The organism is Tepidimonas sp., from assembly GCF_036825565.1.
In the GTDB taxonomy this organism is placed as follows: domain Bacteria; phylum Pseudomonadota; class Gammaproteobacteria; order Burkholderiales; family Burkholderiaceae_C; genus Tepidimonas.
The window spans coordinates 51,702-76,946 of the sequence record NZ_DAISXZ010000001.1 but is presented as its reverse complement, the minus strand read 5'-3'; the positions used below and the strand labels follow the sequence as shown (position 1 = coordinate 76,946).

General features: G+C 71.0%; 25 protein-coding genes, 1 pseudogene and 1 riboswitch. Of the genes and pseudogenes, 23 read left to right on the top strand and 3 right to left on the bottom strand.

Annotated elements, in window-relative coordinates; translation table 11 throughout:
- Positions 1 to 238: 238 nt before the first annotated feature.
- Positions 239 to 601, bottom strand: a complete 363-nt coding sequence (locus V7026_RS00385) for a cell division protein ZapA (RefSeq protein WP_443082292.1) — start codon at positions 599 to 601, stop codon at positions 239 to 241.
- Positions 602 to 612: 11 nt separating this feature from the next.
- On the bottom strand, positions 613 to 822 hold the full coding sequence (locus V7026_RS00380; protein WP_334153263.1) for a DUF904 domain-containing protein: 210 nt from the start codon (positions 820 to 822) through the stop codon (positions 613 to 615).
- Between the two features lie 35 nt (positions 823 to 857).
- Positions 858 to 1,101: riboswitch (cobalamin riboswitch) on the top strand.
- Positions 1,102 to 1,179: 78 nt separating this feature from the next.
- Between V7026_RS00380 and V7026_RS00375 the strand changes: the two genes are divergently transcribed.
- The 21 genes and pseudogenes from V7026_RS00375 (at position 1,180) to V7026_RS00275 (ending at position 21,582) form a co-directional block, all read left to right on the top strand.
- On the top strand, positions 1,180 to 3,039 hold the full coding sequence (locus tag V7026_RS00375; RefSeq protein WP_334153262.1) for a TonB-dependent receptor domain-containing protein: 1,860 nt from the start codon (positions 1,180 to 1,182) through the stop codon (positions 3,037 to 3,039).
- A 9-nt stretch (positions 3,040 to 3,048) separates the two neighbouring features.
- The gene (locus V7026_RS00370) at positions 3,049 to 4,431 is read left to right on the top strand and encodes a cobyrinate a,c-diamide synthase (protein WP_334153261.1); all 1,383 of its coding nucleotides are present in this window, start codon (positions 3,049 to 3,051) and stop codon (positions 4,429 to 4,431) included.
- Positions 4,428 to 5,291: a cobalamin-binding protein gene (locus V7026_RS00365; protein WP_334153260.1), complete on the top strand. Its 864-nt coding sequence runs from the start codon at positions 4,428 to 4,430 to the stop codon at positions 5,289 to 5,291. The genes V7026_RS00370 and V7026_RS00365 overlap by 4 nt, the downstream gene beginning before the upstream one ends.
- Positions 5,284 to 5,847: a bifunctional adenosylcobinamide kinase/adenosylcobinamide-phosphate guanylyltransferase gene (locus tag V7026_RS00360; RefSeq protein ID WP_334153259.1), complete on the top strand. Its 564-nt coding sequence runs from the start codon at positions 5,284 to 5,286 to the stop codon at positions 5,845 to 5,847. The genes V7026_RS00365 and V7026_RS00360 overlap by 8 nt, the downstream gene beginning before the upstream one ends.
- A complete protein-coding gene (locus V7026_RS00355) occupies positions 5,844 to 6,764 on the top strand; it encodes an ABC transporter substrate-binding protein (RefSeq protein WP_334153258.1) in 921 nt (306 codons plus the stop codon). Before V7026_RS00360 ends, V7026_RS00355 begins: the two co-directional genes overlap by 4 nt.
- On the top strand, positions 6,761 to 7,822 hold the full coding sequence (locus V7026_RS00350) for an iron chelate uptake ABC transporter family permease subunit (protein ID WP_334153257.1): 1,062 nt from the start codon (positions 6,761 to 6,763) through the stop codon (positions 7,820 to 7,822). Before V7026_RS00355 ends, V7026_RS00350 begins: the two co-directional genes overlap by 4 nt.
- Entirely contained in the window at positions 7,819 to 8,745 is a 927-nt protein-coding gene (locus V7026_RS00345; RefSeq protein ID WP_334153256.1) for an ABC transporter ATP-binding protein, read from the top strand. The genes V7026_RS00350 and V7026_RS00345 overlap by 4 nt, the downstream gene beginning before the upstream one ends.
- Positions 8,720 to 9,397 (top strand): annotated as a pseudogene (locus tag V7026_RS00340) (energy-coupling factor ABC transporter permease). Before V7026_RS00345 ends, V7026_RS00340 begins: the two are co-directional and overlap by 26 nt.
- A complete protein-coding gene (locus V7026_RS00335) occupies positions 9,387 to 9,953 on the top strand; it encodes an SAM-dependent methyltransferase (RefSeq protein WP_334153255.1) in 567 nt (188 codons plus the stop codon). Before V7026_RS00340 ends, V7026_RS00335 begins: the two are co-directional and overlap by 11 nt.
- Before the next feature lie 8 nt (positions 9,954 to 9,961).
- Entirely contained in the window at positions 9,962 to 10,678 is a 717-nt protein-coding gene (bluB, locus tag V7026_RS00330) for a 5,6-dimethylbenzimidazole synthase (RefSeq protein ID WP_334153254.1), read from the top strand.
- Positions 10,679 to 10,767: 89 nt separating this feature from the next.
- Positions 10,768 to 11,799, top strand: a complete 1,032-nt coding sequence (bioB, locus tag V7026_RS00325) for a biotin synthase BioB (RefSeq protein ID WP_334153253.1) — start codon at positions 10,768 to 10,770, stop codon at positions 11,797 to 11,799.
- A 15-nt stretch (positions 11,800 to 11,814) separates the two neighbouring features.
- Positions 11,815 to 12,798 carry an adenosylcobinamide-phosphate synthase CbiB gene (gene cbiB, locus V7026_RS00320; RefSeq protein WP_334153252.1) on the top strand — a complete coding sequence of 328 codons (984 nt, stop codon included), beginning with the start codon at positions 11,815 to 11,817 and terminating at the stop codon, positions 12,796 to 12,798.
- On the top strand, positions 12,795 to 13,895 hold the full coding sequence (locus V7026_RS00315; RefSeq protein ID WP_334153251.1) for an aminotransferase class I/II-fold pyridoxal phosphate-dependent enzyme: 1,101 nt from the start codon (positions 12,795 to 12,797) through the stop codon (positions 13,893 to 13,895). The genes cbiB and V7026_RS00315 overlap by 4 nt, the downstream gene beginning before the upstream one ends.
- Complete coding sequence (locus V7026_RS00310) at positions 13,892 to 15,361, top strand: cobyric acid synthase (RefSeq protein ID WP_334153250.1); 1,470 nt, start codon at positions 13,892 to 13,894, stop codon at positions 15,359 to 15,361. Before V7026_RS00315 ends, V7026_RS00310 begins: the two co-directional genes overlap by 4 nt.
- Before the next feature lie 31 nt (positions 15,362 to 15,392).
- On the top strand, positions 15,393 to 16,466 hold the full coding sequence (gene cobT, locus V7026_RS00305) for a nicotinate-nucleotide--dimethylbenzimidazole phosphoribosyltransferase (RefSeq protein ID WP_334153248.1): 1,074 nt from the start codon (positions 15,393 to 15,395) through the stop codon (positions 16,464 to 16,466).
- A 17-nt stretch (positions 16,467 to 16,483) separates the two neighbouring features.
- Positions 16,484 to 17,347, top strand: a complete 864-nt coding sequence (locus tag V7026_RS00300; RefSeq protein ID WP_334153247.1) for an adenosylcobinamide-GDP ribazoletransferase — start codon at positions 16,484 to 16,486, stop codon at positions 17,345 to 17,347.
- A gap of 4 nt (positions 17,348 to 17,351) precedes the next feature.
- On the top strand, positions 17,352 to 17,927 hold the full coding sequence (locus V7026_RS00295; RefSeq protein ID WP_334153246.1) for a histidine phosphatase family protein: 576 nt from the start codon (positions 17,352 to 17,354) through the stop codon (positions 17,925 to 17,927).
- Between the two features lie 155 nt (positions 17,928 to 18,082).
- On the top strand, positions 18,083 to 18,343 hold the full coding sequence (locus V7026_RS00290; RefSeq protein ID WP_334153245.1) for a DUF4212 domain-containing protein: 261 nt from the start codon (positions 18,083 to 18,085) through the stop codon (positions 18,341 to 18,343).
- A 16-nt stretch (positions 18,344 to 18,359) separates the two neighbouring features.
- Entirely contained in the window at positions 18,360 to 20,213 is a 1,854-nt protein-coding gene (locus V7026_RS00285) for a sodium:solute symporter family protein (protein WP_334153244.1), read from the top strand.
- A gap of 80 nt (positions 20,214 to 20,293) precedes the next feature.
- Positions 20,294 to 20,653: a hypothetical protein gene (locus V7026_RS00280; protein WP_334153243.1), complete on the top strand. Its 360-nt coding sequence runs from the start codon at positions 20,294 to 20,296 to the stop codon at positions 20,651 to 20,653.
- A gap of 26 nt (positions 20,654 to 20,679) precedes the next feature.
- A complete protein-coding gene (locus tag V7026_RS00275) occupies positions 20,680 to 21,582 on the top strand; it encodes a lytic transglycosylase domain-containing protein (RefSeq protein ID WP_334153242.1) in 903 nt (300 codons plus the stop codon).
- A gap of 24 nt (positions 21,583 to 21,606) precedes the next feature.
- On the opposite strand, the gene ppsR is transcribed toward V7026_RS00275, so the two are convergent.
- Entirely contained in the window at positions 21,607 to 22,425 is an 819-nt protein-coding gene (gene ppsR / locus V7026_RS00270; RefSeq protein ID WP_334153241.1) for a posphoenolpyruvate synthetase regulatory kinase/phosphorylase PpsR, read from the bottom strand.
- Positions 22,426 to 22,609: 184 nt separating this feature from the next.
- Here ppsR and ppsA point away from each other — a divergent pair, with 184 nt between their 5' ends.
- Positions 22,610 to 25,003, top strand: a complete 2,394-nt coding sequence (gene ppsA / locus V7026_RS00265; RefSeq protein ID WP_334153240.1) for a phosphoenolpyruvate synthase — start codon at positions 22,610 to 22,612, stop codon at positions 25,001 to 25,003.
- Between the two features lie 28 nt (positions 25,004 to 25,031).
- Positions 25,032 to 25,241 (top strand): hypothetical protein, encoded by a 210-nt coding sequence (locus V7026_RS00260; RefSeq protein WP_334153239.1) that lies wholly within the window; start codon positions 25,032 to 25,034, stop codon positions 25,239 to 25,241.
- The last annotated feature ends 4 nt before the right edge of the window (positions 25,242 to 25,245 follow it).

The window sequence follows — 25,245 nt, the reverse complement described above, 5'->3', positions numbered from 1 at the left end:
CGGGCCAGCATCCTGAACGCGGGGGTTCAGGTGGGCGAGGGCAGCGCAGCTTCGGGTTCGTCTGACGCGAGACGATCGCGCCCACTGCGCGATGTACCAAGCCCGGGCTCCAAAGAGCATTGGTTCAAGGAATGTAAAGCCCGGCGGTTGACAGACACCCTCATTGTACGCCGGTGTCAAGCCGGCCGTGCGCCGGCATGCCGCGCAGTCGCACCCCGGGAGTCGTCGCCTCCGGGCATCAGAGTAGCCGGTCGTCGGCCGCGAGCGCGCCGTCGATGCGCGCGATCAGCCGGCGCAGGGCCTCGTCGGCTTCAGCCGACAGAGCCGGCGCGGTGTCGGCCGTGGGGGTGTCGCTCCCTTCGCTCGTGCCGAAGGAGGAGTTGCGAAAGGCCAGCGATGGGTCCCGGTTCGAGGCGTCGAAGGCGATGTTGAGCGCGGCGAGCACGGCAATGCGGTCGCGCGCCTTGACCTTGCCCGCGTCACGGATGCGGCACATGGCGGCATCGACCTTGGCTACCGCTTCGCGCAGCGCCTCTTGGCCGTCCACGGGGCAGGCCAGCAGGTAGGTCTGGCTCATGATCTGGACCTCGACCTGTTTGATGCCCGGTTTGCTCATGGGGCGTCCTCCTCGGCGGCGACACGGGCGATCACGGCGTCCAGACGCTGCCGGGCGGCCGCGCATTGCGCGAGCAGGTGATCGCGCTCCTGCGCCAGGCGCTGGACCTCCTGCTGTAGCAGGGACTGGGAGCGCAGCAGTTCCTGATGCCGCAAAAGCAGCCGCTCGAGCCGCTGGGCGAGCTCTTCAATGATCGCAGGCGTCATGACCCGCGAATTGTAGGGCGCGCGCAAGGGTTCGAAATACAATGCGTGGCGTTGGTGCTCGCACCGCGGTTCTCGCGGTGCAGTTAAACGGGAAGCTTGGGGGGATGTCGGCCGCTCGGCCGGGTCCTAACCAGCGCTGCCCCCGCAACGGTAAGTGGACGGGTGCGTCTCGCACACGCACCCGCTTTCGCCCGTCGGCCACTGGATGCTTGGCATCTGGGAAGGCCCGCGAAGGTTGCTTCCACCAGCCCGGATACCGGCCAACGCGGTGATCGGCTCGACGCGGTCGGGCCGGTCGTGACGTCCATGCACCGTCGGGGAAGGCGGTGCGGACACGTTCGTCTGGTTCGTGCTTTCATGAAAAAGCCTCTCGTGCGCGCCGCCGCGGCGGCGCTCGCGCCTGCCCTGCCGGCGGGTGCCTTGTGGTGTGTTTCCCCGGCCCACGCGGCCGATGAGGCCCCGACCGGGGCTTTGCTCGAAGCGGTGGTGGTCAACGCCACCCGCTCGCAGCAGCCCATCACCGATGTGATCGCCGATGTCACGGTGATCGACCGCGACGCGATCGAGCGCAGCGGCGCGACCGCGCTGGCCGACGTCCTGGCGCGGCTGCCGGGAGTCACGTTCAGCCGCAACGGCGGGTCGGCCACGACGACCAGCGTCTACCTGCGCGGCGCCGAGAGCCGCTTCACGGCGGTGTTCATCGACGGGGTGCGCATCGATTCGCAATCCACCGGCGGGGCGACTTGGAATACGATCCCGCTGTCGCAGGTGGAGCGCATCGAGGTGCTGCGCGGCCCGGCCGCGGCCATATATGGTTCGGACGCGCTGGCCGGGGTCGTGCAGATCTTCACGCGGCAGGGTGAGGCCGGGTTCTTCCCGTCGGTGCGGGTGGGGCTGGGCAGTCACGCGACGCGCTCGCTCGCGGTGTCGCTGCGCGGCGCCGCCGACGGCGTGGACTATGCGGTGGGTGTGGGCACCGAGCGCAGCGACGGTTTCAACGTCCGCCCGCAGGGCAACCCGGACCGCGACGGCTACCGCAACGAAAACCTCTCCGGCCGCATCGGCTGGCAGTTGGCGCCAGGTCAGAAGCTGGAGGTGACGCTGCTGGACAGCCAGCAGCGCGCCGGCTACGACGGCTTTACGCCCGGGTTGGACGACCAGAGCCTGCACCGTCTGCGCACGGCTGGGCTGCACTGGACGGCGCAGTGGAGCGAGGTTTGGTCCACGCGCGCCACTCTGACCCGCGGCACCGACCGCTACGAGACGACGCCATCGCCGTACCTCACCGAGACGCGCGTGACCACCGCGCTGCTGCGCAACGAAGTGCGGCTGGGCCAGGGCCTGATGACGGTGGATCTGGAGCGGCGCGAGGATGCGCTGCAAAACCGCAGCACCACGCCGGAGCGCACCGACCGGCATCAGAATGCGCTGGCCGTGGGCTACGGCTGGCGCTCGGGGCCGCACAACCTGCAGCTCAATGCGCGCCACGACGACGACAGCGAGTTTGGCGGCCAGTCCACCGGGCTGCTGGCTTATGGCTATGACGTCAGCCGCACGCTGCGCCTGACGGCGTCGGCGGGCACGGCGTTTCGGGTGCCGACGCTGTTTCAGCGCTTCAGCATCTACGGCACGCCCGACCTGAGGGCGGAAACGGCGCGCAACGTCGAGGCTGGCGTGCACTGGCGGTCCGGCTCGGACCGCCTGTCCGTGGTCGCCTATCGCAACCGCATCCGTGACTTGATCGGCTATGTCAGTGGGCCGGGGCCGTGTCCCAATGGTGTGGGACCCTTTCCCGGTTGCTACGACAACGTCGGGCGGGCCCGCATCACCGGGCTGACGTTCAGCGGTGGTGCCCGGCTCGGGTCGGTCGATCTGGGGGGCTCGTGGGATGTGATGCGGCCGAAGAACGAGTTGACCGACAAGTGGCTGCCACGCCGGCCGCGGTCGCAGGCGACGTTGACGGCCGACACCCACGCAGCGGGCTGGCGTCTGGGGGGCGAAGTGCAGGTCGTTGGTGAGCGCCACGACGACGCGCGCAACACGCAGCGGCTGCCTGGCTACACGCTGCTCAACCTGACGGCAGAGCGGCCACTGGGGCGCGACTGGCGCGTGCTCGCGCGTATCGACAACGCGACCGATCGCGCTTACGAATCGGTGCGGGGCTACGCCACGGCAGGCCGCACGGTGTTCGTCGGCCTGAGCTGGGCGCCGCGCTGAAGCAGAGCCATGACCACCGGTGTCGCCGCCATGAGCGCGGCAACTCTGCGCTGCCCCGCGCTGCTGATCGCGGCCCCGGCCTCCGGCCAGGGCAAGACCAGCGTCACCGCGGCGCTGGCGCGTGTGCAGGCCCGCCGAGGGCGGCGCGTGCGGGTGTTCAAGTGCGGGCCGGATTTTCTGGATCCGCAGTGGCTGGAGCTGGCCAGCGGCCACCCGGTGGACAACCTCGACCTCTGGATGAATGGCGAGGCCGACGTGCGCGCGCGGCTGGCGCGCGCAGCACGGCAGGCCGACCTGATCCTAATCGAGGGGGTGATGGGCCTTTACGACGGCGAGCCCAGCGCCGCCGAGCTGGCGCAGCGTCTCGGCATCCCGGTGCTGGCGGTGGTGGACGCCGGGGCGATGGCGGGCACCTTTGGTGCCGTGGTGCACGGACTGCGCCACTACCGACCCGGGCTGCCGTGGGCTGGGGTGCTGGCCAATCGCGTGGCCGGCGCGGGGCACGCACGGATGCTGCAGACCGCGCTGCGCGACGGCGACGGCCCTTGGTGGGGGGCGCTGCCGCGTGATGAGGGGATGGCTTGGCCCGAGCGCCATCTGGGCCTGACGCAGGCCGCCGAGCTGCCGGATGCGCAGGCGCGGCTGGATCGGCTGGCCGACGCGCTGGAGGCCACGTCGTTGGGGGAGCTTGCCTGGACCGAATGGCAGCGTTGGGCGGTGGCGCTGGAGGCACCCGCCGCGCCAGCGCCGCCGCCGTGGCTGGCCGGGCGGCGCATCGCCGTGGCGCGCGATGCGGCGTTCAGCTTCATTTACCCTGCCAACGTGCAGACGTTGCAGGCGCTGGGCGCCGAGGTGGTGTTCTTCTCGCCGCTGGCGGACGAGCCGCTGCCGCCGGCCGATGCGCTGTGGCTGCCGGGCGGCTACCCCGAGCTGCACGCCGATGCGCTGACCGCGGCGGGGCGCACGCGCGCCAGCGTGCAGCACCACGTGCAGGCCGGCCGTCCGGTGTGGGCGGAGTGCGGCGGGATGCTCGCGCTGCTGCAGGCGCTGACGCTGGCCGACGGACGGAGCGTGCCGATGTGGGGGCTGCTGCCGGGCGAGGCCGTCATGCGCGCGCGGCTGGTGGCACTCGGGCCGCACGCCTGGGTCATGCCATGGGGCGAGCTGCGTGGGCACACCTTCCACTATTCGGAGACGCAGATGCCGTTGCCGCCGCATGCCCACACCACCCCGGCGCGGGCGCACGGCCGGCCCGAGGCCATCTGGCGCCACGGGTCCGTCATGGCGAGCTATTTCCACGCCTGGTTTGCCTCCGCGGCGCAGGCGGCGGCGCAGTTGTTTTTGCCGCAGGACGCTTGGGCGCCAGCCGCGCCGCAGGAGGCCGCCGTATGAGCCGGCCCGACTATGGTCCGCAGCGCATCGTCTGCCTGACCGAGGAGACCACCGAATGGCTCTACCTGCTCGGGCAGCAGCACCGCATTGTTGGCATCAGCGGCTACACGGTGCGCCCACCGCAAGCGCGGCAGGAAAAGCCGCGCGTCAGCGCCTTCCTGCACGCCAAGATCGACAAGATCCTGGCGCTGCGGCCGGATCACGTGTTCGGTTTTTCCGATTTGCAGGCCGACATCGCCGCGGCGCTGATCCGCGCCGGGGTGGCGGTGACGGTGTTCAACCAGCGCAGCGTCGAGGAGATCGTGGCGATGCTGTGGCAGGTGGCGGCGCTGGTCGGCTGCGCCGAGCAGGGCGAGCGGCTGCTGGACGGGATGCGGGCGCAGCACGCCGCGATGCGCGCTGCGGTGCAGCAGCGGCTGCAGCACGGCGCGCGGCGCCCGCGGGTGTATTTCGAGGAGTGGGACGACCCGCCGATCACCGCGATCCGCTGGGTGTCGGAGCTGATTGAGCTGGCCGGCGGGCAGAACATTTTCCCGGAGCGGGCGTGCGAGCCGCTTGCCAAGGACCGCGTGCTGCCCGATGCGCAGGAGGTGGTGCACCGCGCCCCGGATCTGATCATTGGCTCGTGGTGTGGCAAGAAGTTCCGACCCGAGCGCGTCGCTGCGCGCCCCGGCTGGCAGGACGTGTCGGCGGTGCGGCACGGTCAGCTGCACGAGATCAAGAGCGCCCACATCCTGCAGCCTGGCCCAGCGGCGCTGACCGATGGGGTGGCGCAGCTGCACCGCCTCATCCTGGCTTGGATGGATGGGCCGGGCCGCCCGGCGGCGGGCGCGGCGCCACGGGAGGACGGCGATGCGTGAGCTGGTGCTGGGTGGGCAAAAGAGCGGCAAGTCGCGCTGGGCCGAGGGCCGTGCGGCGCAATGGCTGGCCGCTGATGCGCGCCACCGCGCGGTGCTGCTGGCCACCGCCCAGCCGCGCGACGCCGAGATGCGCGCGCGCATCGAGCGCCATCGGCGCGAGCGCGCCGCGCGCGTGCCGGGGCTGGAAACGCTGGAGGTGGCCGGCGCCGAGCTGCCGCAGGCGATCCTGCGCCAGAGTTCGCCGCAGGCGCTGGTGGTGGTCGATTGCCTGACGCTGTGGCTGACGCAGCTGGCGTGGCCGCCGGGACGGGCCACGGCGGCGGAACCCGAGGCGCTGGAAGCGCCGATGCAGGCGCTGGAGCAGGCGCTGCAGGCCGCTGGTGGCCCGGTGGTGCTGGTCGGCAACGAGATCGGCCTGGGCATCATCCCGCTCGGGGCGCAGGTGCGCGCCTTCGTGGATGCGCTGGGCACGCTGAACCAGCGCGTGGCGGCCTGTTGCCAGCGCGTTACGCTGATGATGGCGGGCTGTCCACTAACGGTGAAGGGGGCGGCATGAGACGCGCGGGCTGGCTCGGATGGCGGCGGGCGTGGCTGCTGGCGGCCGCGCTGCTGCTCGGGTGGCCGGCGCGCGCCGAGGTGCGCCTCACCGACGACCAGGGCGTGCAGGTGCGGCTGGCGCAGCCGCCGCAGCGCATCGTCAGCCTGCTGCCGTCGCTGTCGGAGGCGGTGTGCGAGCTCGGCCGCTGCGAGCGGCTGGTGGGGGTGGACCGCTACACCAATTGGCCGCCGGCGCTGGCCGGCGTGCCGCGGGTTGGCGGCGGGCTGGACCCCAACGTCGAGGCAATCGTGGCGCTGCGGCCCGACGTGGTGCTGCTGGCCACCTCTTCGCGTGCGATCGAGCGGCTGCGCGCGCTGGGGTTGACGGTGGTAGCGCTGGAGCCACGCACGCATCAGGACGTGCAGCGCGTGCTGCTGACGCTGGGTACGCTGCTGGACGTGCCGGATGCGGCGCGCGTTTGGCGTGCGATCGACGCGGCGGTGTCGGCGGCGGCGCAGTCGCTGCCGCCGGCGGTGCGTGGGCTGCGCGTCTATGTCGAAGTCAGCCCCGGTCCGTATGCGGCAGGCGAGGCCTCGTTCATCGGCCAGACGCTGCAGCGCCTGGGCGCGCGCAACGTGGTGCCGGCGACGCTTGGGCCCTTTCCGAAGCTCAACCCGGAGTTCGTCGTGCGCGCCGACCCGGACGTGATCCTGGTCAGCAGCCGCGCCGCCGAGGCGCTGGCGCAGCGGCCCGGCTGGGCCCGGCTGCGCGCGGTGCGCCAGGGGCGGGTGTGCGCGTTCGATGCCGCGCAGTCCGACGTGCTGGTGCGCCCCGGCCCGCGCATGGCCGAGGCGGCACGGCTGATGGCCGACTGCCTGGCGCGCGCCGCCGACCCAGCGCGCCCGACCGCTGCGGCGGCAGGAGGGCGCCCGTGAACGCGCGCCGTGCCGCCGGGGTGCTGTTCGCGCTGCTTGCGGCGGCGGCGGGGCTGCTGGTGCTGGCGGTCGGCGTCGGCAGCCAGGGGCTGGAGCCGGCGTGGACGGTGCTGGCGTCCTCGCCGGACGAAGCGCAGGCGGCGCTGGCAGCGCAGATCGTCTGGGAGATCCGCCTGCCGCGGGCGCTGGGCGCCTGGGCTGCCGGCGCGCTGCTCGGCGTGGCGGGCGCAGTGGCGCAGGGGCTGTTTCGCAACCCGCTGGCCGACCCGTTCCTGCTAGGTAGCGCGGCGGGGGCGTCGCTGGCGGTGGCGCTGGCGCTGGTGGCGCTGGGCGGCTCGGCTGGCATGCTGGGCGGCTCCGGCGGGCTGGGTTGGAGCGTGCTGTCCTCCAGCCTCTGGGTGCGGCTGGGCCTGACCGGAGCGGCGTTCGTCGGGGCGTGGGTGGCGGTGCTGCTGACGCTGGCGCTGGCGCGCGGCGTGCAGCACACGCTGCGGCTGCTGCTGGCCGGGGTGGTGGTCGGCGTGGTGTTGGGGGCCGGCACGCAGCTCGTGCTGCTGCTGGCGCCGGATGCGCTGCAGGCGATGCAGGCGTTTTTGCTCGGCTCCACGGCGTTCGTCGGCTGGCCCTCGGCGGGGCTGATGCTGGCCGCCGCCGCGCTGTGCACCGCGGCGGCGACGCTGCTGGCGCGCGCACTGGACGCGCTGGCGCTCGGCGAGGCCACCGCCGCGAGCCTCGGCATGCCGCTGGCGACGCTGCGTCTGGCGCTGGTGGCGGTGCTGGCGCTGGCCACCGCCAGCGCAGTGGCGCAGACCGGACTGATCTCCTTCGTCGGGCTGGCGGCGCCGCACCTGGTGCGCTCGCTGGTGGCGACGGCGCACGGCTGGCTGATGGCGCTGGCGGCGGCAACGGGCGGCGCGCTGCTGCTGGCGGCCGACACGCTGGCACGGGGGTGGCTGGCACCGCAGGAGGTGCCGGTGGGCGTGTTGACGGCAGTGCTGGGCGGCGGCTACCTGCTGTGGCTGTTGCACCGCGGCCGTCTGCGGGGGCAGGGGGCATGAGGGACGAGGTGGCCTGCCCATCCCATCCCTTGGCGCTGGCCGCGCAGGGGGTCAGCGTGCGGCTGGGCCGCCACCCCGTGTTGCACGGCGTGACGGCGGCACTGCCGCGCGGGCGCTGGACCTGCCTCGTGGGCCCCAACGGCGCCGGCAAGTCCACGCTGCTGAAGGCGCTGGCGGGCCTGCTGCCGCTGCAGGGTGGGCGCGTCGAGCTGCTCGGGCGGGCGCTGCGGGACTGGCCGCGCCGGGCGCGCGCCCGCGCGGTGGCGTGGCTCGGGCAGGCCGAGCCGGGCGGCGACGACCTGACCGCCTGGGACGTGGCGATGCTGGGCCGCCTGCCGCACCAGCCGTGGCTGGGCGCGGCCAGCGCCGCCGACCGCGCAGCGGTGGAGCAGGCGTTGCGCCAGACGCAGGCGTGGGACTGGCGCGAGCGGCCCTTGGCGCAGCTTTCCGGCGGGCAGCGCCAGCGCGTGCTGCTGGCGCGGCTGCTGGCGGTGCAGGCGCCGATCCTGCTGATGGACGAGCCGCTGGCGCACCTGGATCCGCCGCATCAGGCCGACTGGCTGGCGCTGGTGCGCGCGCTGACGCGTCAGGGGCAGACGGTGGTGACGGTGCTGCACGAGCTCACCATGGCGCTGCACGCCGACGAGCTGCTGATCCTGGACGCCGGCCGCGTGCGCCACCAAGGGACGGCGGACGATCCCGCGACGCACCGCGCGCTGGAGCAGGTGTTCGGGCAGCGCATCGCGGTGCGGCCGCTGGACGCCGGCGCCGCCGGCGCGGATGGCGTGTCGGCGCGTTGGGTGGTGCTGCCCAAGGAGCCCGTTTTTGCCGAAGGCGGTGAGGTCGCCCAGGCCCCCCGCGCCCGCCCGGGCGCATTCATCTGTGAGGAGGTCTGTCATGCACATCGAACCCGGAGTTGTTGAAGGCAGCAAAGCGTTACTCGGTTACGCCACCGGCACCGCTGCGGTGGCTTGGGCTGGCAAGCTGGCTTAGGACATGCTGCGACAGGAGGGGGCGCAGGCTTTGCTGCTGCGCTCGCTGTTGACCACCGCCCTGGTGTTTTGCTTTTTCGAGGTGCTGCCGCACCATCCGGTCGGCGTCTCGGAGGTGCACCTGATCCTGGGCACCACGTTGCTGCTGCTGTTCGGGGTGGCGCCAGCTGCCTTGGGGCTGGCTGGCGGGCTGCTGATTCAAGGGCTGTTTTTTGCGCCGGCGGATTTGCCGCAATACGGGATGAACGTCACCACGCTGTTGGTGCCGCTGTATGCCACCGCGGCGCTGGCGCAGCGGGTCATCCCGCAGCAGGTGGCCTACGTCGATCTGCGCTACGCGCAGGCGCTCAAGCTGTCCGTGGCCTATCAGGGCGGCATCGTGGCTTGGGTGGCGTTCTGGGCGCTGTATGGTCATGGCCTCGAGGCGGACAACCTGGCCAACATCGGCGCGTTTGGCGCGGCGTATGTGGCGGTGATCGTGGCGGAGCCGCTGATCGACCTGGCGGTGCTGGCGGCAGCCAAAGCTCTGCACGCGCTGAAGCGCAGCGTGGCGGTGCAGCGCCGGCTCTACCATGCTGCTTGAGGCTGCGGTGCCGATGGCGCCGGGGTGGGTGTCGATCGTCGGCGCCGGCCCTGGGCCGTTGGATTTGCTCACCCTGCGCGCCCTGGATCGGCTGCGTCGCGCCGAAGTGGTCATCCACGACCGCCTGATCGGCGCCGACATCCTGGCCGAAATCCCGGCGCTGGCGCTGCTGCAGCGCGCCGCGCGCTGCGGCCAGCATGTGGCGCTGCTGCTGGCTGTCGGGCAGGGCGTGCAGATGCTGCAGCCGCCCGCGCCAGCGCGGCGCGCCTTGGGGGTGGCCGTGCGCGCGGTGGGAGGAGGCGGCGGCACCCCGCTGGCGGCGGCTCTGCAGCGCGCCGAGACGCTGGCGCTGGCGTGGGCGCGGCGCACAGGCGGGCGCGCGCGGCAGGTGCTGTGGCTGATTACCGACGGGCGGGTGCGGCAGGCGCCGCCGCGCCCGGCTTTGGAGGTCTGTGTGGTGGTGGACGCCGACGACGATCACCCCGCGCTTGGCCAGGCTCGCCAGTGGGCGCAGCGTTGGCAAGCCCACCACGTGGCGTTGAACGATTGGAACTGAAACGTGCCATGTCTGCGCTCTCATCCCATGCGCAACCCGAGGTTGCCGAACACGCCTTTGACCCCGCTTCGCGCGCGGCGATCTATCGCGCCATGGAACTGCGGCGCGACATGCGCCACTTTGCCGGCGGTCGCGTGGAGCCCGACGTGCTGGTGCGGCTGCTGCGCGCGGCGCACTGGGCGCCCAGCGTCGGCTTCATGCAACCGTGGCGCTGGATCCGCATCACGCAACCGGAGCAACGTCAACGCTTGCACGATCTGGTGCAGCAGGAGCGGGCACGCACCGCCGAGGCGCTTGGCGAGCGCGGGGAGGCGTTTGCGCGCCTGAAGGTGGAAGGCATTCTGGAGGCCGCCGAGCTTTGGGCCGTGGTGCTGATGCCTGAACGTGAGCGACATGTCTTTGGCCGGCGCACCTTGCCGGAGATGGACGTGGCCTCCGTGGCTTGCGCCATCCAGAATTTGTGGCTTGCTGCGCGCGCCGAGGGGTTGGGCATGGGCTGGGTCTCGATCTTCGACCCGCAGCAGGTGGCCGATCTGCTGGGTTGTCCGCCAGGGTCGCGTCCGCTGGCGCTGCTGTGCCTGGGCCCGGTGCAGTTGTTCTATGATGAGCCGATGCTGCAGCGCGAGCGCTGGGCTCAGCGCCTGCCGCTGCGCGAGGTGGTGTTTGAAAACCGCTGGGCGCAGCCCAGCACGTTACCGCTGCGCGACGATGCGCCCGCCGCATGAGGGCGGGACGGCGCAGCGGTTCAGGATCGCCGCCACGTTGAGCGGATGGGCTCAGGGTCGTTGGCGTTGGCATGAAGGAGTTTTGAGGCATGATTGAGGTACCACGGGCTGTATCCCCTGAAGCTTGTGAATCGACTTCCAGCCCTGCGCGCGCGGCCGCAGCGCCGCTGCCAGCGCGCTGGACACCGCAGGCTGTGCTGGCGTTGCTGGAGCAGCCGCTGCCGGAACTTTTGTTTCAGGCGCAGCAGGTGCACCGGCAGCACCACGATCCCGCCGAGATGGAGCTGGCCACGCTGCTGTCGGTCAAAACCGGCGGCTGCCCGGAAGACTGCGCCTACTGCCCGCAATCGGTGCACCATGAGACCGGCGTGAAGGCCACCAAGCTGATGTCTCCCGAGGACGTGCGGGCCGCCGTGCGTGCGGCCCGGCAGGCCGGGTCGCAGCGTTTCTGCATGGGGGCGGCGTGGCGCGCGCCGACTGACCGCGATCTGGACAAGGTCGCCGAGCTGGTGCGCGTCGTTAAGGAAGAAGGCCTGGAGGCGTGCTGCACGCTGGGCATGCTCACCGCCGAGCAGGCCCAAACGTTGGGGAAGGCGGGCCTGGACTACTACAACCACAACCTCGACACGGCGCCGGAGTTCTACGGCGCCATCATCCACACGCGTGAGTACGAGGATCGTCTGCGCACGCTGCAGCACGTGCGCGAAGCCGGCATCCGCGTCTGCTGCGGTGGCATCGTCGGCATGGGGGAGTCGCGGCTGCAGCGTGCCGGTTTGATCGCGCAGTTGGCCAACCTCGACCCCTACCCGGAGTCGGTGCCGATCAACCATCTGATCAAGGTGGCCGGCACGCCGCTGGCGGACCAGCCCGACCTCGACCCGCTGGAGTTCGTTCGCACGGTGGCCGTGGCGCGCATCACGATGCCGCGGGCCAAGGTGCGGCTGTCGGCCGGCCGGCGCGACATGGACGAATCGACGCAGGTGCTGTGCTTCCTGGCTGGGGCCAACTCGATCTTCTACGGCGACAAGCTGCTGGTCACCGGCAATCCCGACGTGGAGGCCGACCGCGCGCTGCTGGCGCGGCTGGGCCTGCACACGCGAGCAGTGCCGGTGACAGGTTGAGAGGCACTCCCGGCGATGGAGCAGGCAGCGCTCGCATGGCCGACGGCGGGCGCGCTGGCGTTGGCAGTTGCGGTCGCCCTGGCGTGGGACGCGCGCTTCGGCGAGCCGCCGGCGCGGCTGCACCCGGTCGTTGCCATGGGCTGGGTGCTGGAGAGGCTGGGGCGACGCGTGGCGCCGATGCCGGGCGCGCCGGTGCCGCCGGCGCGCGTGTTTGCCGCCGGGATGCTGGCGTGGACGCTCGGGGCTGCTGGGGTGGTGGCGCTGGCGTGGGTGCCGCAGGCGTTGCTGAGCCATGCGCCGTGGTGGGTGCAGGGGCTGGCGCTTGGGCTGCTGCTCAAACCGCTGCTGGCCTGGCGCATGCTCCGCGAGGAGGTGGCCGCGGTCGAAGCGGCGCAGGCGCGGGGGCTCCAGGCCGGTCGCACGCAGGTGGCGCGGCTGGTCAGCCGTGACGTGCAGGCGCTGGACGAGGCCGGCGTGCGGCAGGCGGCGCTGTCCACCCTGGCGGAAAACCTCAACGACTCGGTGGTGGCGCCGCTGTTCTGGTTCGCGCTCGCGGGCCTGCCCGGCGCGGCGCTGTACCGCTGGGCCAACACCGCCGATGCGATGTGGGGATACCGCGGCGTGCGCGGCGGGCGCGACTGGACCTTTGGCGGGCGCTGGGCCGCGCGGGCCGACGATGCGCTGTCGTGGCTGCCGGCACGGCTGACCGCTGTGCTGCTGCTGGCCGCCTCCGGCCGAAGCGTGCCGTGGCGCGCGCTGCGCGCGCAGGCGCGGCGCACGCCGTCGCCGAACGGCGGCTGGCCGATGGGCGCGCTGGCGCTGCGGCTGGGGGTGCGGCTCACCAAGCCCGGGGTGTATGCACTCAACGAAGCCGGGCGGCCGCCGCAGCCTGTCGATACCGCGCGTGCCTTGGCATGGTGCGGCCGCGCGGTGGCCGGGTGGGGCGCGCTGCTGGTGGCGGGTCTGGCGGGCGTGGCGATGCTCGGGAGGCCGTCATGAAAGAGCGGCTGGAACACTTGGCCGCCGAAGCCGGCGTGACCGAACCGGCTCCGGGGACGACGCAGTCGCCTGCGGGGCCGCCGCCGCGCACGCACGGCGGCCCCGACGCCGACGGTGTGCCGCCGTGGGACTTTTCCGTCAACGCCAACGCCTGCGGGCCCTGTCCACAAGCCTGGGCGCGCGTGCAGACGGCGGCGCGGCGCCACTACCCCGACCCCGCCTACACGGACTTGCGCCATCGGCTGGCGCGCCAGCACGGCGTGGCGCCGTCGCGCGTGCTGCTGGCTGCCAGCGGCAGCGAATGGATCCTGCGCTTTGCCGCCTGGTGCGCGCAACACGCGCCCGGCCCCGTCTGGTGGCCGGCGCCGGGCTACGGCGATTACGCGCACGCCGCGGGGGTCTGGGGGCTGGTGCGCGCACCCAGCCCGGCGCAGGCGCGCGCCGGCTGGCTGTGCGACCCCGGCAGTCCGCTTGGCCAGCCGGAGGATGCCGCCGTGGCCAAGGCGCTGCTGGCCGCCGGCGCACCCGTCACGCTGGACCTGGCCTACGCGCCGCTGCGGCTGCAAGGTGACGCGGTGCCGTCCGACGCCCAGCGTGCCCGCTGCTGGCAGCTGCACAGCCCGAACAAGGCGCTGGGCCTGACCGGCGTGCGTGCGGCCTACGTGATCGCGCCGCAGGATGCCCCGCCTGAGCAGCTCGCCGAGCTGCAGGCGCTGGCGCCGTCGTGGCCGATCGGGGCTGACGGCGTGGCGCTGCTGACCGCCTGGACGGAGCCGTCCACGCAGCGCTGGCTGGAGGCGACCCTGGCCACGCTGGCGCAATGGAAGGCGGCGCTCGTGCAGATGCTGCGGGCGCGCGGTTGGGAAGTCGCCGCTAGCGTCACGCCGTTTCTCTGCGCCCGCCCGCCGCAACCGATCGACGCGGCGGCGCTGCGCGCGCATGGCGTGAAGCTGCGCGATGCCACGTCGTTGGGCCTGCCGGGCTGGTGGCGACTGTCGGCGCAGCCGCCGCAGGCCCTGCAGGCGCTGGCGCAAGCGCTGGATGCGCCCGCGTCGGCCGCCCCCACCACGCCCACGCGGCGGAGGGCGCCGCGATGACCGCGCGCGGCCTGATGGTCTGGGGCACCAGCAGCGGCGCCGGTAAGAGCTGGCTCGTCACCGCGCTGTGCCGCTGGTATGCGCGCCAGGGCCTGCGCGTGGCGCCGTTCAAGGCGCAGAACATGAGCAACAACGCCCGCGTCGTCGCCACCCCGGATGGCGCGGAGGGCGAGATCGGCGCGGCGCAGTATTTTCAGGCGCTGGCCGCCGGCGTCGATCCGGACGTGCGGATGAACCCGCTGCTGCTCAAGCCCGAGGCCGACACGCGCAGCCAGGTCGTGCTTCTGGGGCACGTCGATGCCGAGCTGACCGCCCTGCCGTGGCGCGAGCGTTCCCCGCACGTCTGGCCCGTGGTGCGGCAGGCGCTGGACGAGCTGCGCGCGCAGCACGACCTGATCGTGATGGAAGGCGCCGGCTCCCCGGCCGAGATCAACCTGCAGGACACCGACATCGTCAACCTCGCGCCGGTGCGCCACGCGCAGGCGCGCGCGCTGCTGGTGGCCGACATCGACCGCGGCGGGGCCTTTGCGCACCTCTACGGAACTTGGGCGTTGCTACCAGCGGACCTGCGCGGCGCGCTGCGCGGCTTCGTGCTGAACAAGTTCCGCGGCGACGCGGCGCTGCTGGCCCCGGCGCCGCAGCGGCTGCAGGCGCTCACCGGCGTGCCGACGCTGGCCACGCTGCCGCTGCGCTGGGGGCATGGCCTGCCAGAGGAGGACGGCGTGTTCGACGACCGCGCGGCACTGGGTGGCGGGCCGGTGCGCACCACGGTGGCGGTGGTGGCCTATCCGCGCCTGAGCAACCTGGACGAATTCCAGCCACTGAAGAACGCCCGCGGCGTGCGGCTGGTGTGGGCGCGCTCGCCGGCGGAGTGCGCCGGGGCGGACTGGATCATCCTGCCCGGCTCCAAGGCGACGGCGGCGGACTTGGCCTGGCTGCGCGCGCAAGGGCTGGACGCGGCGCTTGCCGCGCACGCCGCGCGCGGCGGGGCGGTGCTGGGCATCTGCGGCGGGCTGCAGATGCTGGGCGAGGCGCTGGTCGATCCGCACGGGGTGGACGGCAACGCCCCGGGGCTGGGCCTGTTGCCGCTGGTGACGGTGTTCGAGCGCGACAAGACCGTGCGCCGCACCAGCGCGACGTTCGGGCCCCTGCCGCCCGGCCCGTGGGCGGCCTTGGGTGGCGTGCGCGTGCGCGGCTACGAGATCCACCACGGCCGCACCGTGCCGCACCCGGCGCTGGCGGCGCGCGGCGAGGTGGCGCACGAGGTGCTGCCCGGGCTGGCGTGGTGCAACGCCGCCGGCAACGTCATGGGCCTGTATCTGCACGGCCTGTTTGAGGACGAGGCCGCGCTGCGTGCGCTGCTGGGCACGCGCGCCCGGCCGCTGTCGGCCGTGTTCGACGGCCTGGCCGACTTGGTCGAGGCGCACTTCGCCCCCGGGGCGCTGGCGGCCCTGGCCGGGCCATGAAGAAACATTCCCCAACGATGAGGAGTCCGCGATGACAAGCTTAAACCCCGAGGAGCTGCCCGCCGTGCCCGACCTGCACGACGCGGCGTTGGCCGCGCGTCTGCAGGCGCTGCTGGACGACAAGACCAAGCCGCTGGGGTCGCTGGGCCGGCTGGAGGCGCTGGCGCAGCGGCTCGGCCTGATCCTCGGCACCGAGGAGCCGGCGCTGCGCGAGCCGCAACTGGTGGTCTTCGCCGCCGACCACGGGCTGGCCGCGCACGGCGTGTCGGCTTACCCGAGCGACGTCACCTGGCAGATGGTGGAAAACTTCCTCGCCGGCGGCGCGGCGGTCAGCGTGCTGGCGCGCCAGCACGCGCTGGCCCTCACCGTGGTGGACTGCGGCGTGCGCCATGCGTTCGCTCCGCGGCCCGGCCTGGTGGACGCCAAGGTGGCGTGGGGCACGGCGGACGCGCTGCAGAAGCCAGCGATGACCGCGGCGCAGTGCGGTGCGGCGCTGCGCCACGGCATCGCGCTGGTGCGGCGGCTGCCCGGCAACGTGCTGCTGCTGGGCGAGATGGGGATCGGCAACACCTCCGCCGCGGCGCTGCTGATGAGTCGGCTCACCTGCTTGGACATCGCCGACTGCACCGGTGCCGGCACGGGGCTGGACGCCGCCGGCGTGCAGCGCAAGATCGACGTGCTGCGCCGGGTGCTCGAGCGCCACGCCCAGGCCACCGAGCCGCTGGATGCGCTGGCGGCGCTGGGCGGGCTGGAGATCGCGGCCATGACCGGCGCCGTGCTGCAGGCCGCCGCCGAGCGGCGCGTCATCGTGGTGGACGGCTTCATCACCACCGCGGCGGTGCTGGTGGCGGCGCGGCTGCGCCCGCATGTGCTGCAGCGCTGCGTGTTTGCGCACCGCTCCGGCGAGCGCGGCCACGCGCTGCTGCTGGCGCACTTGAAGGCCCAGCCGCTGCTGGACCTCGGCCTGCGGCTGGGGGAGGGCTCCGGCGCCGCACTGGCCTGGCCGCTGCTGGTATCGGCCTGCGCCATCCTGCGCGAGATGGCCAGTTTCGGCGCCGCCGGCGTGGCGCGTGCCGCGCCGGATCCGGCGTCCACCGCCGTCTGACGCGCTGGAGCAACCGCATGACGGAACCGGAGACGCCCCCACGCCTCCTGGTCGCCTTGGCCAACGGCGTGCGGCATTTTTTGCTGGCGCTGCAGTTTTTCACGCGCATCCCGGTGACCGGGCGGCTAGCGGCGTGGGTCGGTTATTCGCCGGCGATGCTTCGCGCCAGTGCGGCGCATTTTCCGGGGGTGGGGTGGCTGGTCGGCGGGGCTTGCGCCGTGGTGTGCGCCGCGGCCCTGTGGGTGCTGCCGGCCCAGCCCGCGTCGGCCTGGGTGGCGGCCGCCCTGGCCACGGCCGCGAGCGTGGTCCTGACGGGCGTCTTCCACGAGGACGGGTTGGCCGACACGGCCGATGCTCTGGGCGGCGTGGTCGAGCGCGAGCGGGCGCTGGAGATCATGAAGGACTCGCGCATTGGCAGCTATGCGGCGGTGACGCTGGTGCTGGCCCTGCTGACCAAAGTGGGGTTGCTGGCGCTGCTGGCCCAGCACGGCACGGCGTTGGCGGCCGCCGGTCTATTCGCCGCCCATGTCACGTCGCGGCTGGCCCCGCTGTGGATCATCCGCACCCTGCCGCATGTGGGGGATACGCCACGCTCCAAATCCAAGCCGCTGGCGGATGCAATTGGTCCGTCCGCCGCGATCGTCGGGCTGAGCTGGTGGGCCGCCGCGATGGCGTTGGTGGTGGGGCTGTTGCCGTCTGCGCCGTGGGGTGCTGCGGTCGTGGCGGCGGGGGGCGCGCTGGAGGCCATGCGCCGGTGGCTGCAGCGGCGCCTGCAGGGTTTTACCGGGGACACGCTGGGCGCCACCCAGCAGATGACGGAGCTGGCTTTTTATCTGGGGCTGGTGGTCGGGCTGGGGCTGCAGGCCCGCGGTTGGGGCTGAGGCCGTGCGCTTGTGGCTCGTGCGCCATGCTGCTACTACCTCGCCCCCTGGCGTCTGCTACGGGGCGAGCGACATTCCCGCCGACCCGGTGGCTACGGCCGCCGCGGCTCGGCGGCTGGACGCCGCGTTGCCGGCGCGCTTTGGTTGGCGCGTCTCGTCGCTGCGTCGGGCGCGCCAGCTTGCCCAGGCGCTGCAGGAGCGACGCCCCGGTCTTGCAGCCCCCGTTTTGGACTCCACCCTGGGCGAACTGAATTTCGGCGCCTGGGAGTGCCTCCCCTGGGACGACGTTCCGCGCGCCGAACTCGACGCCTGGGCAGCGGACTTTGCCGACTACTGTCCTGGTGGTGGCGAATCCGTGCGGATGCTGTTGCGCCGCGTGCGGCACGCCCTGCGCACCGCGATGGCAGACGGTGTGGGCGACCACGTCTGGATCACCCACGCGGGGGTGATCCGCGCCGTTCGTTACACCCTGCAATTGGGATGTACCGCCGTGCCCCCTGACGCCGGGCATTGGCCGCGCGAGGCCCCAGCCCCCGGGCAATGGGTCTGCGTGGCGCTTCCGGATACCCGCGAGGGTTAGGACTTACCCTAGTTTTGACCGTTTTCCTCGGAATCATCAGGCCGCTGTAAGCATTCCTCCAGATATTGCGCCCAGCAACATTGCGCATCCCGAGCGATGTTCCGGCCGGCGGCATCCACCGCCGATTCCTACATGTGTATCCGAGGAGATCCATCATGTCCCTTGACAGCAACGCCCGGGCCTATTGGTCCGCGACGCTGGGGCTGTTGACCAAGGTTTTGGTCATCTGGTTCCTGGTGTCCTACGGGGCAGGCATCCTGTTTGCCGATGCCATCAACCGCATCAAGCTCGGCGGTTATCCGCTGGGCTTCTGGTTCGCCCAGCAGGGGTCCATCTACATCTTCATCGCGCTGATCTTCTGGTACGCGAAGAAGATGGGCGACATCGACCGCAAGTTCGGCATGGCCGAAGACTGATCCGAAGGAGCGCACCATGAGTTTGCAACTCTGGACTTATCTGGTCGTCGGCGCGACCTTTGCGCTGTACATCGGCATCGCGGTGTGGTCGCGCGCCGGCAGCACCTCCGACTTCTACGTCGCCGGCGGCGGCGTGCACCCGGTGACCAACGGCATGGCCACCGCGGCCGACTGGATGAGCGCGGCGTCGTTCATCTCGATGGCTGGCCTGATCTCCAACATGGGCTATGGCGGCGCCGTGTTCCTGATGGGCTGGACCGGCGGCTACGTGCTGCTGGCCTGCCTGCTGGCGCCGTACCTGCGCAAGTTCGGCAAGTTCACTGTGCCCGAGTTCATCGGTGACCGCTACTACTCGCAGACCGCGCGCAACGTCGGCGTGATCTGCCTGCTGGTGGCCTCCATCACCTACATCATCGGCCAGATGACCGGCGTGGGGGTGACGTTCTCGCGCTTCCTCGGCGTCTCCAGTGACATGGGCATCTACATCGGCATGGCCATCGTGTTCGCTTACGCGGTGTTCGGCGGCATGAAGGGTATCACCTACACCCAGGTGGCGCAGTACATCGTGCTGATCCTGGCCTACCTGGTGCCGGCGATCTTCATCTCGTTGGCGCTGACCGGCAACGTGCTGCCGCAGCTGGGCCTTGGTGCCGACCTCAAAGGCACGGACGTCGCGCTGTTGGCCAAGCTGGATCAGGTGGTGAGGGATCTGGGCTTTGCCGAGTACACCACCGCGGTGGCCGGCAGCAAGCTCAACATGTTCTTCTACACCGTGTCGCTGATGATTGGCACGGCCGGCCTGCCGCACGTCATCGTGCGCTTCTTTACGGTGCCCAAGGTCTCCGATGCCCGTTCCTCCGCAGGCTGGGCGCTCGTCTTCATCGCCTTGCTCTACACCACGGCCCCGGCGGTCGGCGGTATGGCGCGCCTCAACCTGATCGGCACCGTCAACACCGCGGTCGGCGTAGAGCCGGATCCCGCCGGTGGCGTCCGGGTGAACGCCGAGCGCGTCAAGGCCAATGCGGACCTGTTCGCGGCCGAATCCGCGCTGCCCTATGAGCAGCGTCCGGAATGGTTCAAGCGCTGGGAAAAGACAGGCCTGCTGAAGTTCGAGGACAAGAACGGCGACGGCCGCATCCAGTTCTACAACGACAAGACCAAGAACGAGGCTGTCAAGGCCAAGGCCGAGGCCGCTGGCCTCAAGGGCAACGAGCTGACCGTCAATGCCGACATCATCGTGCTGGCCAACCCCGAAATCGCGCTGCTGCCCGACTGGGTGATCGCGCTGGTTGCCGCGGGTGGTCTGGCCGCCGCCCTGTCCACCGCGGCGGGCCTGCTGCTGGCGATTTCGTCGGCGATCTCGCACGACCTGATCAAGGGCGCCATCAACCCCAACATCAGCGAGAAGAACGAGCTGCTGGCCGGCAAGATCGCCATGGCCGGCGCCATCGTCGTCGCCGGCTACCTGGGACTGAACCCGCCGGGCTTCGCCGCGGGCACCGTGGCGCTGGCGTTCGGCATCGCCGCCTCGACGATCTTCCCGGCGCTGATGATGGGCATCTTCAGCAAGAAGGTGACCGGCTCCGGCGCCGTGGCGGGCATGCTCGCCGGCCTGTTCGTCACGCTGTTCTATGTGTTTGCGCACAAGGGCATCTTCTTCGTCAAGGGCACCGAGTACCTGAACCTCATCGGCGGCGCCAACAGCTTCTTCGGCATCACGCCGGAAGCCTTCGGTACCGTCGGTGCGATCGTCAACTTCGTGGTGGCGTTCGCGGTCAGCGCGGTGTCCAAGCCGGTGCCGTCGCACATTCAGGACCTGGTCGAGTCGGTCCGCGTGCCCAAGGGCGCGGGCTCGGCCGTCGCGCACTGAGCGCGATGTGCGTCGGGCATCGCGCCCGACGACAATAGCCCCGCCGGCTCGGCCGGCGGGGCTTTTTTGATGAGGACGCAATGGTCAGCATCTATCCGATCAAGATTCTGTTTTTCCTGGCGCTGTTTCCCGTGGCATTCTTTTGGCTGCGGCGCGCGTGGCGCATTCTGGTGCGCCGCGATTTTTCCGAGGTGGCCCTGAAGAAGGGCGAACCCCCGGCCGACGCCGAGCGGTGGGCCCCGTACGAGATGACGATCAACCTGGTAGGCGGCGGCGTGCTGGCGGGCGTCATCGTGGCGGTCCTGATGGGTTGGCTGGAGTACCAGGCCTGGGTGGCGGTTGCCGGAACGACGTTGTGGATGAAGATTTTTCTGTCCTTTGCCCTGGCCCGCCACGCGCACGGCATTGGCCAGCCCAAGTCGCGCGCCCGGCGTTCCTGACGGCGCTGGGGGTCGCTGCCCTGGCGTTGGGCGCGACGGCCTGGGCGAGGGCCGAGGCGTGGCCGGACGTCGCCCCGCCAGCGTGGACCGATGAGCCCCCCCAACTTTCGCGCTGGATCGAAGAGGGCTGGGCGACCGAGCGGGCGAGCGATCCCGCGACGGCGGCGGCGCGCTACTGCGACGCCGCCCGCTTCGGCAGCGGCGAAGCCTATTACCGGCTGGGAGCGCTTTTCCTGCGCGAGCGCCGCGATCCCGCCGGCGAGGCCGAGGGTTGGGCGCTGCTGCGTCAGGCCGCGCAGATCGGCCATCGCGAGTCCCAGGGGCTTCTGGAGCAGCAGTCACGGGCACGAGATGGACCGTCGAGCGCAGCGGATACTCCGGCCGTCCCCGTTGGCGCAGGGCGCCCCGACGATCTGCCCGCCTGCCTGACTGGGGGCGAGCCGCCGCGCTTCGATCGGCCACCGCCCGAGCAGGCCGTGCCGCACGAGGTGGTGGAGCGCTTCGTGGCGGCGCTGCCCCCTGACAAGCGCCGCCATGCCCAGCTCATCCAGCGGCTGGCGCCGCGTTTTGCCGTCGACGGGCGGTTGGCGCTGGCCATCGCGCGGGCCGAATCCAATTTCGAGGCGCGTGCCGTCTCGCCGCGCAACGCCCAGGGGCTGATGCAGTTGATCCCCGACACGGCCGAGCGCTTTGGCGTGCGCAATCCGTTCGACCCCGAGCAGAACGTGCGCGGGGGCCTGTCCTACCTGCGCTGGCTGCTCGATCGCTTCGATGGCGACGTGGCCCTGGTGTGCGCCGCCTACAACGCGGGCGAAGGGGTGGTGGACCGCTACGGGGGCGTGCCGCCGTACCCCGAGACGCGGGCCTACGTGCAGCGCATCCTGCACTTTTACCGGGCCACGCGCCATCCCCGCCCCGGTGCCCTGTGACCAGCCGTGCAGCGGCCGAGGGGTTTAGCGCGCGGCGGGCTCTTCCAAATCCTGCCGGATGATGGTGGCGATCTCCTCGATCGACTTGTGCGTGGTCGAGAGGATGCGGATGCCCGCGCGGCGCATCAGCGATTCGGCCTCGCGTACCTCGTAGCGGCAGTTTTCCAAGCTCGCGTAGCGCGAATTGGGGCGTCGCTCGTGCCGGATTTCGCTCAGGCGCTGGGGATCGATGGTCAGGCCGAACAGCTTTTTTTTGTGGGGCAGCAGTGCTGGGGGCAACTGTCGGCGCTCAAAGTCCTCGGGGATCAAGGGGTAGTTGGACGCCTTGAGCCCGAACTGCATGGCCAGGTAGAGCGACGTGGGTGTCTTGCCGCTGCGGCTGACGCCGACCAGGATCACGTCGGACTTTTCCAGGTTGTCGTTCGTCTGGCCGTCGTCGTGCTCCAGGGTGAAATTGATCGCCTCGATGCGGTCGTGGTACTCGCGGCTCTTGGCCACGTCCGAAAAGCGCCCGACGCGGTGGTTGGACTTCATGCCCAGCTCGTGCTCCAGCGGCGCGATGAAGGTGCCGAACATGTCGATCAGCATGCCTTGGCAGTGCTGTTGCAGCACCTCGAGCACCTCCATGTTGACCACGGTGGTAAAGACCAGCGGGCGACTGCCATCCACCGCCGCGGCGTGGTTGATCTGACGCACCGCCTGGTGGGCCTTGTCGGCGTCGTCGATGAACGGCAGCCGCACGCACTTGGGGTCGATTTCGAATTGCGTCAGGATGGCGCGGGCAAAGGTTTCGGCCGTGATGCCGGTGCCGTCGGAGACGAAGAAAGCAGTGCGGTTGGGCATGGTCGATTGGCGGGCCGGGCTGTGCCGGCGCGGGGGCGGGAACTTACAATCGACACATTATCGCGACTCGGTGCGATGGTCGGTGTCGGCCGTGCGCACCGGGGGCTTCGGGGGCCGCGAACAACGACAAGCAAGCGCCCACCGGCTGCGGGACCGGTTTTTCAACATCGTGGAGTCTTCAACCATGTCCAATCGCTTTCCCCCCGATGCGCTCGTCGTGCCGTTCGAGCAGCTGCGCATGGCCGACGTCGAGATCGTCGGCGGCAAGAACGCCAGTCTCGGCGAGATGATCTCGCAGCTGCCGCAAGGCGTGCGCGTGCCGACGGGCTTTGCCACCACGGCGCATGCGTTCCGGCTGTTCCTCAAGCACGGTGGGCTGGATGCGCGCATCGACGCGATGCTGTCGAGCCTCGACGCAGACGACGTCAAGGCGCTGGCGGCCACCGGCGCCGAGATCCGCGCGCTGGTGCAGGCGCAGCCGTTCCCGCCGGAGCTGGAGGCCGCAATCCGCGACGCCTACGACCGCCTGGACGGGGGCCTGAACGCCAGCTACGCGGTGCGCTCCTCTGCCACCGCCGAAGACTTGCCCGATGCGTCGTTTGCCGGCCAGCAGGAGACCTTCCTCAACGTCGTCGGCATCGAGCCAATCCTGCACAAGATCAAGGAGGTCTTCGCCAGCCTCTACAACGACCGCGCGATCAGCTACCGCGTGCACAAGGGCTTTGCGCACAGCGAGGTGGCGCTCTCCGCCGGCGTGCAGCGCATGGTGCGCTCGGACCTGGGCGCCTCCGGTGTCATGTTCACCATCGACACCGAAAGCGGCTTTCAGGACGTCGTCTTCATCACCGCCAGCTACGGCCTGGGCGAGACGGTGGTGCAGGGCGCCGTCAACCCGGACGAGTTCTACGTCCACAAGCCGATGCTCAAAGCCGGCAAGCACGCCATCATCCGCCGCAACCTCGGCAGCAAGCTGATTCAGATGGTGTTTGCCACGCCCGAGGAGAAGGCCGCCGGCGGCAAGCTGGTCAAGACGGTGGACGTGCCGGTGGAGCAACGCAACCGCTACAGCCTGACCGACGCCGAGGTGCTGGAGCTGGCGCGCTATGCCCTGGTCATCGAACAGCACTACGGCCGTCCGATGGACATCGAGTGGGGCAAGGACGGCGTCGACGGCCAAATCTACATCCTGCAGGCGCGGCCGGAGACGGTCAAGAGCCAGGCTGCCGGCCAGGTCGAGCTGCGCTACAAGCTCAAGGCCAAGGGCTCGGTGCTGGCCAGCGGCCGCGCCATCGGCCAAAAGATCGGTACCGGCAAGGTGCGCATCGTGCACTCGATCGCCGAGATGGACAAGGTGCAGCCTGGCGACGTGCTGGTCACCGACATGACCGACCCCAACTGGGAGCCGATCATGAAGCGCGCTAGCGCCATCGTCACCAACCGCGGCGGGCGCACCTGCCACGCCGCGATCATCGCGCGCGAGCTCGGCATTCCGGCAGTGGTCGGCTGCGGCCACGCCACCGAGACGCTAAAGGACGGCCAGCTCGTCACCGTCAGCTGCGCCGAGGGCGACACCGGCCACATCTACGAGGGGCTGCTGGAGACCGAGGTCACCGAGGTCAAGCGCGGCGAGATGCCGCAGCTGCTGGTCAAGATCATGATGAACGTCGGCAACCCGCAGCTGGCGTTCGACTTCGCGCAAATCCCCAACGGCGGCGTCGGCTTGGCGCGGCTGGAATTCATCATCAACAACAACATCGGCGTGCACCCGAAGGCCATCCTCGACTACCCCAATGTCGATGTGGACCTCAAGCGCGCGGTGGAGTCGGCCGCGCGCGGCCACGCCAGCCCGCGCGCCTTCTACGTCGACAAGGTGGCCGAGGGCGTGGCCACCATCGCCGCGGCGTTCTGGCCCAAGCCGGTCATCGTGCGGCTGTCGGACTTCAAGAGTAACGAGTACCGCAAGCTGATCGGTGGCAGCCGCTACGAGCCCGACGAGGAAAACCCGATGCTGGGCTTCCGCGGTGCGGCGCGCTACATCAGCGACGAGTTCGCCGAGGCCTTCGCGATGGAGGTGGAGGCGATCAAGCGTGTGCGCGGCGAGATGGGTCTGACCAACGTGCAGGTGATGGTGCCGTTCGTGCGCACGCTGGCGCAGGCCCGGCGCGTCACCGAGCTGCTGGCCTCGATGGGGCTCAAGCGCGGCGAGCAGGACCTCAAGCTCATCATGATGTGCGAGATCCCGAGCAACGCCGTGCTCGCCGAGCAGTTCCTCGAGTTCTTCGACGGCTTTTCGATCGGCTCCAACGACCTCACCCAGCTGACGCTCGGGCTGGACCGCGACTCCGGGCTGGAGCTGCTGGCGCACGACTTCGACGAGCGCGACCCGGCGGTGCTGGCGCTGATCGAGCGCGCGATCGAAGCCTGCCGCGCCCAGGGCAAGTACATCGGCATCTGCGGCCAGGGGCCCAGCGACCATCCGGACTTTGCGCGCTGGCTGATGGAGCGCGGCATCAGCTCGATCTCGCTGAACCCGGACACGGTGATCGACACCTGGCACCGGCTGGCGTCCGGGGACTGATTCACCGCGTTCCTGACCACGCCCCGCCATGCCATCGCCCGACCCGTCCCCCGAGGAGCCGCGGCTGTGGGCCCTGTTTGTGCTGGGCGTGCTGGCGTTCAACTTTCCGCTGCTGGCGGTTTGGGCCTTCTGGGGTGAGCGAGCGGGGGGCGCCGCCCCGTTCGTGGTGGCCCTGTTCACCGCGTGGGCCGCGTTGATCGCTGTGCTCGCCTGGTTCATGGAGCGCGTGCCGGATTGACGCC

Bases quoted from the DNA above. Each gene is read 5' to 3' on its own strand.
- V7026_RS00380 (WP_334153263.1), bottom strand. From the start codon at position 822: ATGACGCCTGCGATCATTGAAGAGCTCGCCCAGCGGCTCGAGCGGCTG.
- V7026_RS00375 (WP_334153262.1), top strand. From the start codon at position 1,180: ATGAAAAAGCCTCTCGTGCGCGCCGCCGCGGCGGCGCTCGCGCCTGCC.
- V7026_RS00370 (WP_334153261.1), top strand. From the start codon at position 3,049: ATGACCACCGGTGTCGCCGCCATGAGCGCGGCAACTCTGCGCTGCCCC.
- V7026_RS00365 (WP_334153260.1), top strand. From the start codon at position 4,428: ATGAGCCGGCCCGACTATGGTCCGCAGCGCATCGTCTGCCTGACCGAG.
- V7026_RS00360 (WP_334153259.1), top strand. From the start codon at position 5,284: ATGCGTGAGCTGGTGCTGGGTGGGCAAAAGAGCGGCAAGTCGCGCTGG.
- V7026_RS00355 (WP_334153258.1), top strand. From the start codon at position 5,844: ATGAGACGCGCGGGCTGGCTCGGATGGCGGCGGGCGTGGCTGCTGGCG.
- V7026_RS00345 (WP_334153256.1), top strand. From the start codon at position 7,819: ATGAGGGACGAGGTGGCCTGCCCATCCCATCCCTTGGCGCTGGCCGCG.
- V7026_RS00335 (WP_334153255.1), top strand. From the start codon at position 9,387: ATGCTGCTTGAGGCTGCGGTGCCGATGGCGCCGGGGTGGGTGTCGATC.
- bluB (WP_334153254.1), top strand. From the start codon at position 9,962: ATGTCTGCGCTCTCATCCCATGCGCAACCCGAGGTTGCCGAACACGCC.
- bioB (WP_334153253.1), top strand. From the start codon at position 10,768: ATGATTGAGGTACCACGGGCTGTATCCCCTGAAGCTTGTGAATCGACT.
- cbiB (WP_334153252.1), top strand. From the start codon at position 11,815: ATGGAGCAGGCAGCGCTCGCATGGCCGACGGCGGGCGCGCTGGCGTTG.
- V7026_RS00315 (WP_334153251.1), top strand. From the start codon at position 12,795: ATGAAAGAGCGGCTGGAACACTTGGCCGCCGAAGCCGGCGTGACCGAA.
- V7026_RS00310 (WP_334153250.1), top strand. From the start codon at position 13,892: ATGACCGCGCGCGGCCTGATGGTCTGGGGCACCAGCAGCGGCGCCGGT.
- cobT (WP_334153248.1), top strand. From the start codon at position 15,393: ATGACAAGCTTAAACCCCGAGGAGCTGCCCGCCGTGCCCGACCTGCAC.
- V7026_RS00300 (WP_334153247.1), top strand. From the start codon at position 16,484: ATGACGGAACCGGAGACGCCCCCACGCCTCCTGGTCGCCTTGGCCAAC.
- V7026_RS00290 (WP_334153245.1), top strand. From the start codon at position 18,083: ATGTCCCTTGACAGCAACGCCCGGGCCTATTGGTCCGCGACGCTGGGG.
- V7026_RS00285 (WP_334153244.1), top strand. From the start codon at position 18,360: ATGAGTTTGCAACTCTGGACTTATCTGGTCGTCGGCGCGACCTTTGCG.
- V7026_RS00280 (WP_334153243.1), top strand. From the start codon at position 20,294: ATGGTCAGCATCTATCCGATCAAGATTCTGTTTTTCCTGGCGCTGTTT.
- ppsR (WP_334153241.1), bottom strand. From the start codon at position 22,425: ATGCCCAACCGCACTGCTTTCTTCGTCTCCGACGGCACCGGCATCACG.
- ppsA (WP_334153240.1), top strand. From the start codon at position 22,610: ATGTCCAATCGCTTTCCCCCCGATGCGCTCGTCGTGCCGTTCGAGCAG.
- V7026_RS00260 (WP_334153239.1), top strand. From the start codon at position 25,032: ATGCCATCGCCCGACCCGTCCCCCGAGGAGCCGCGGCTGTGGGCCCTG.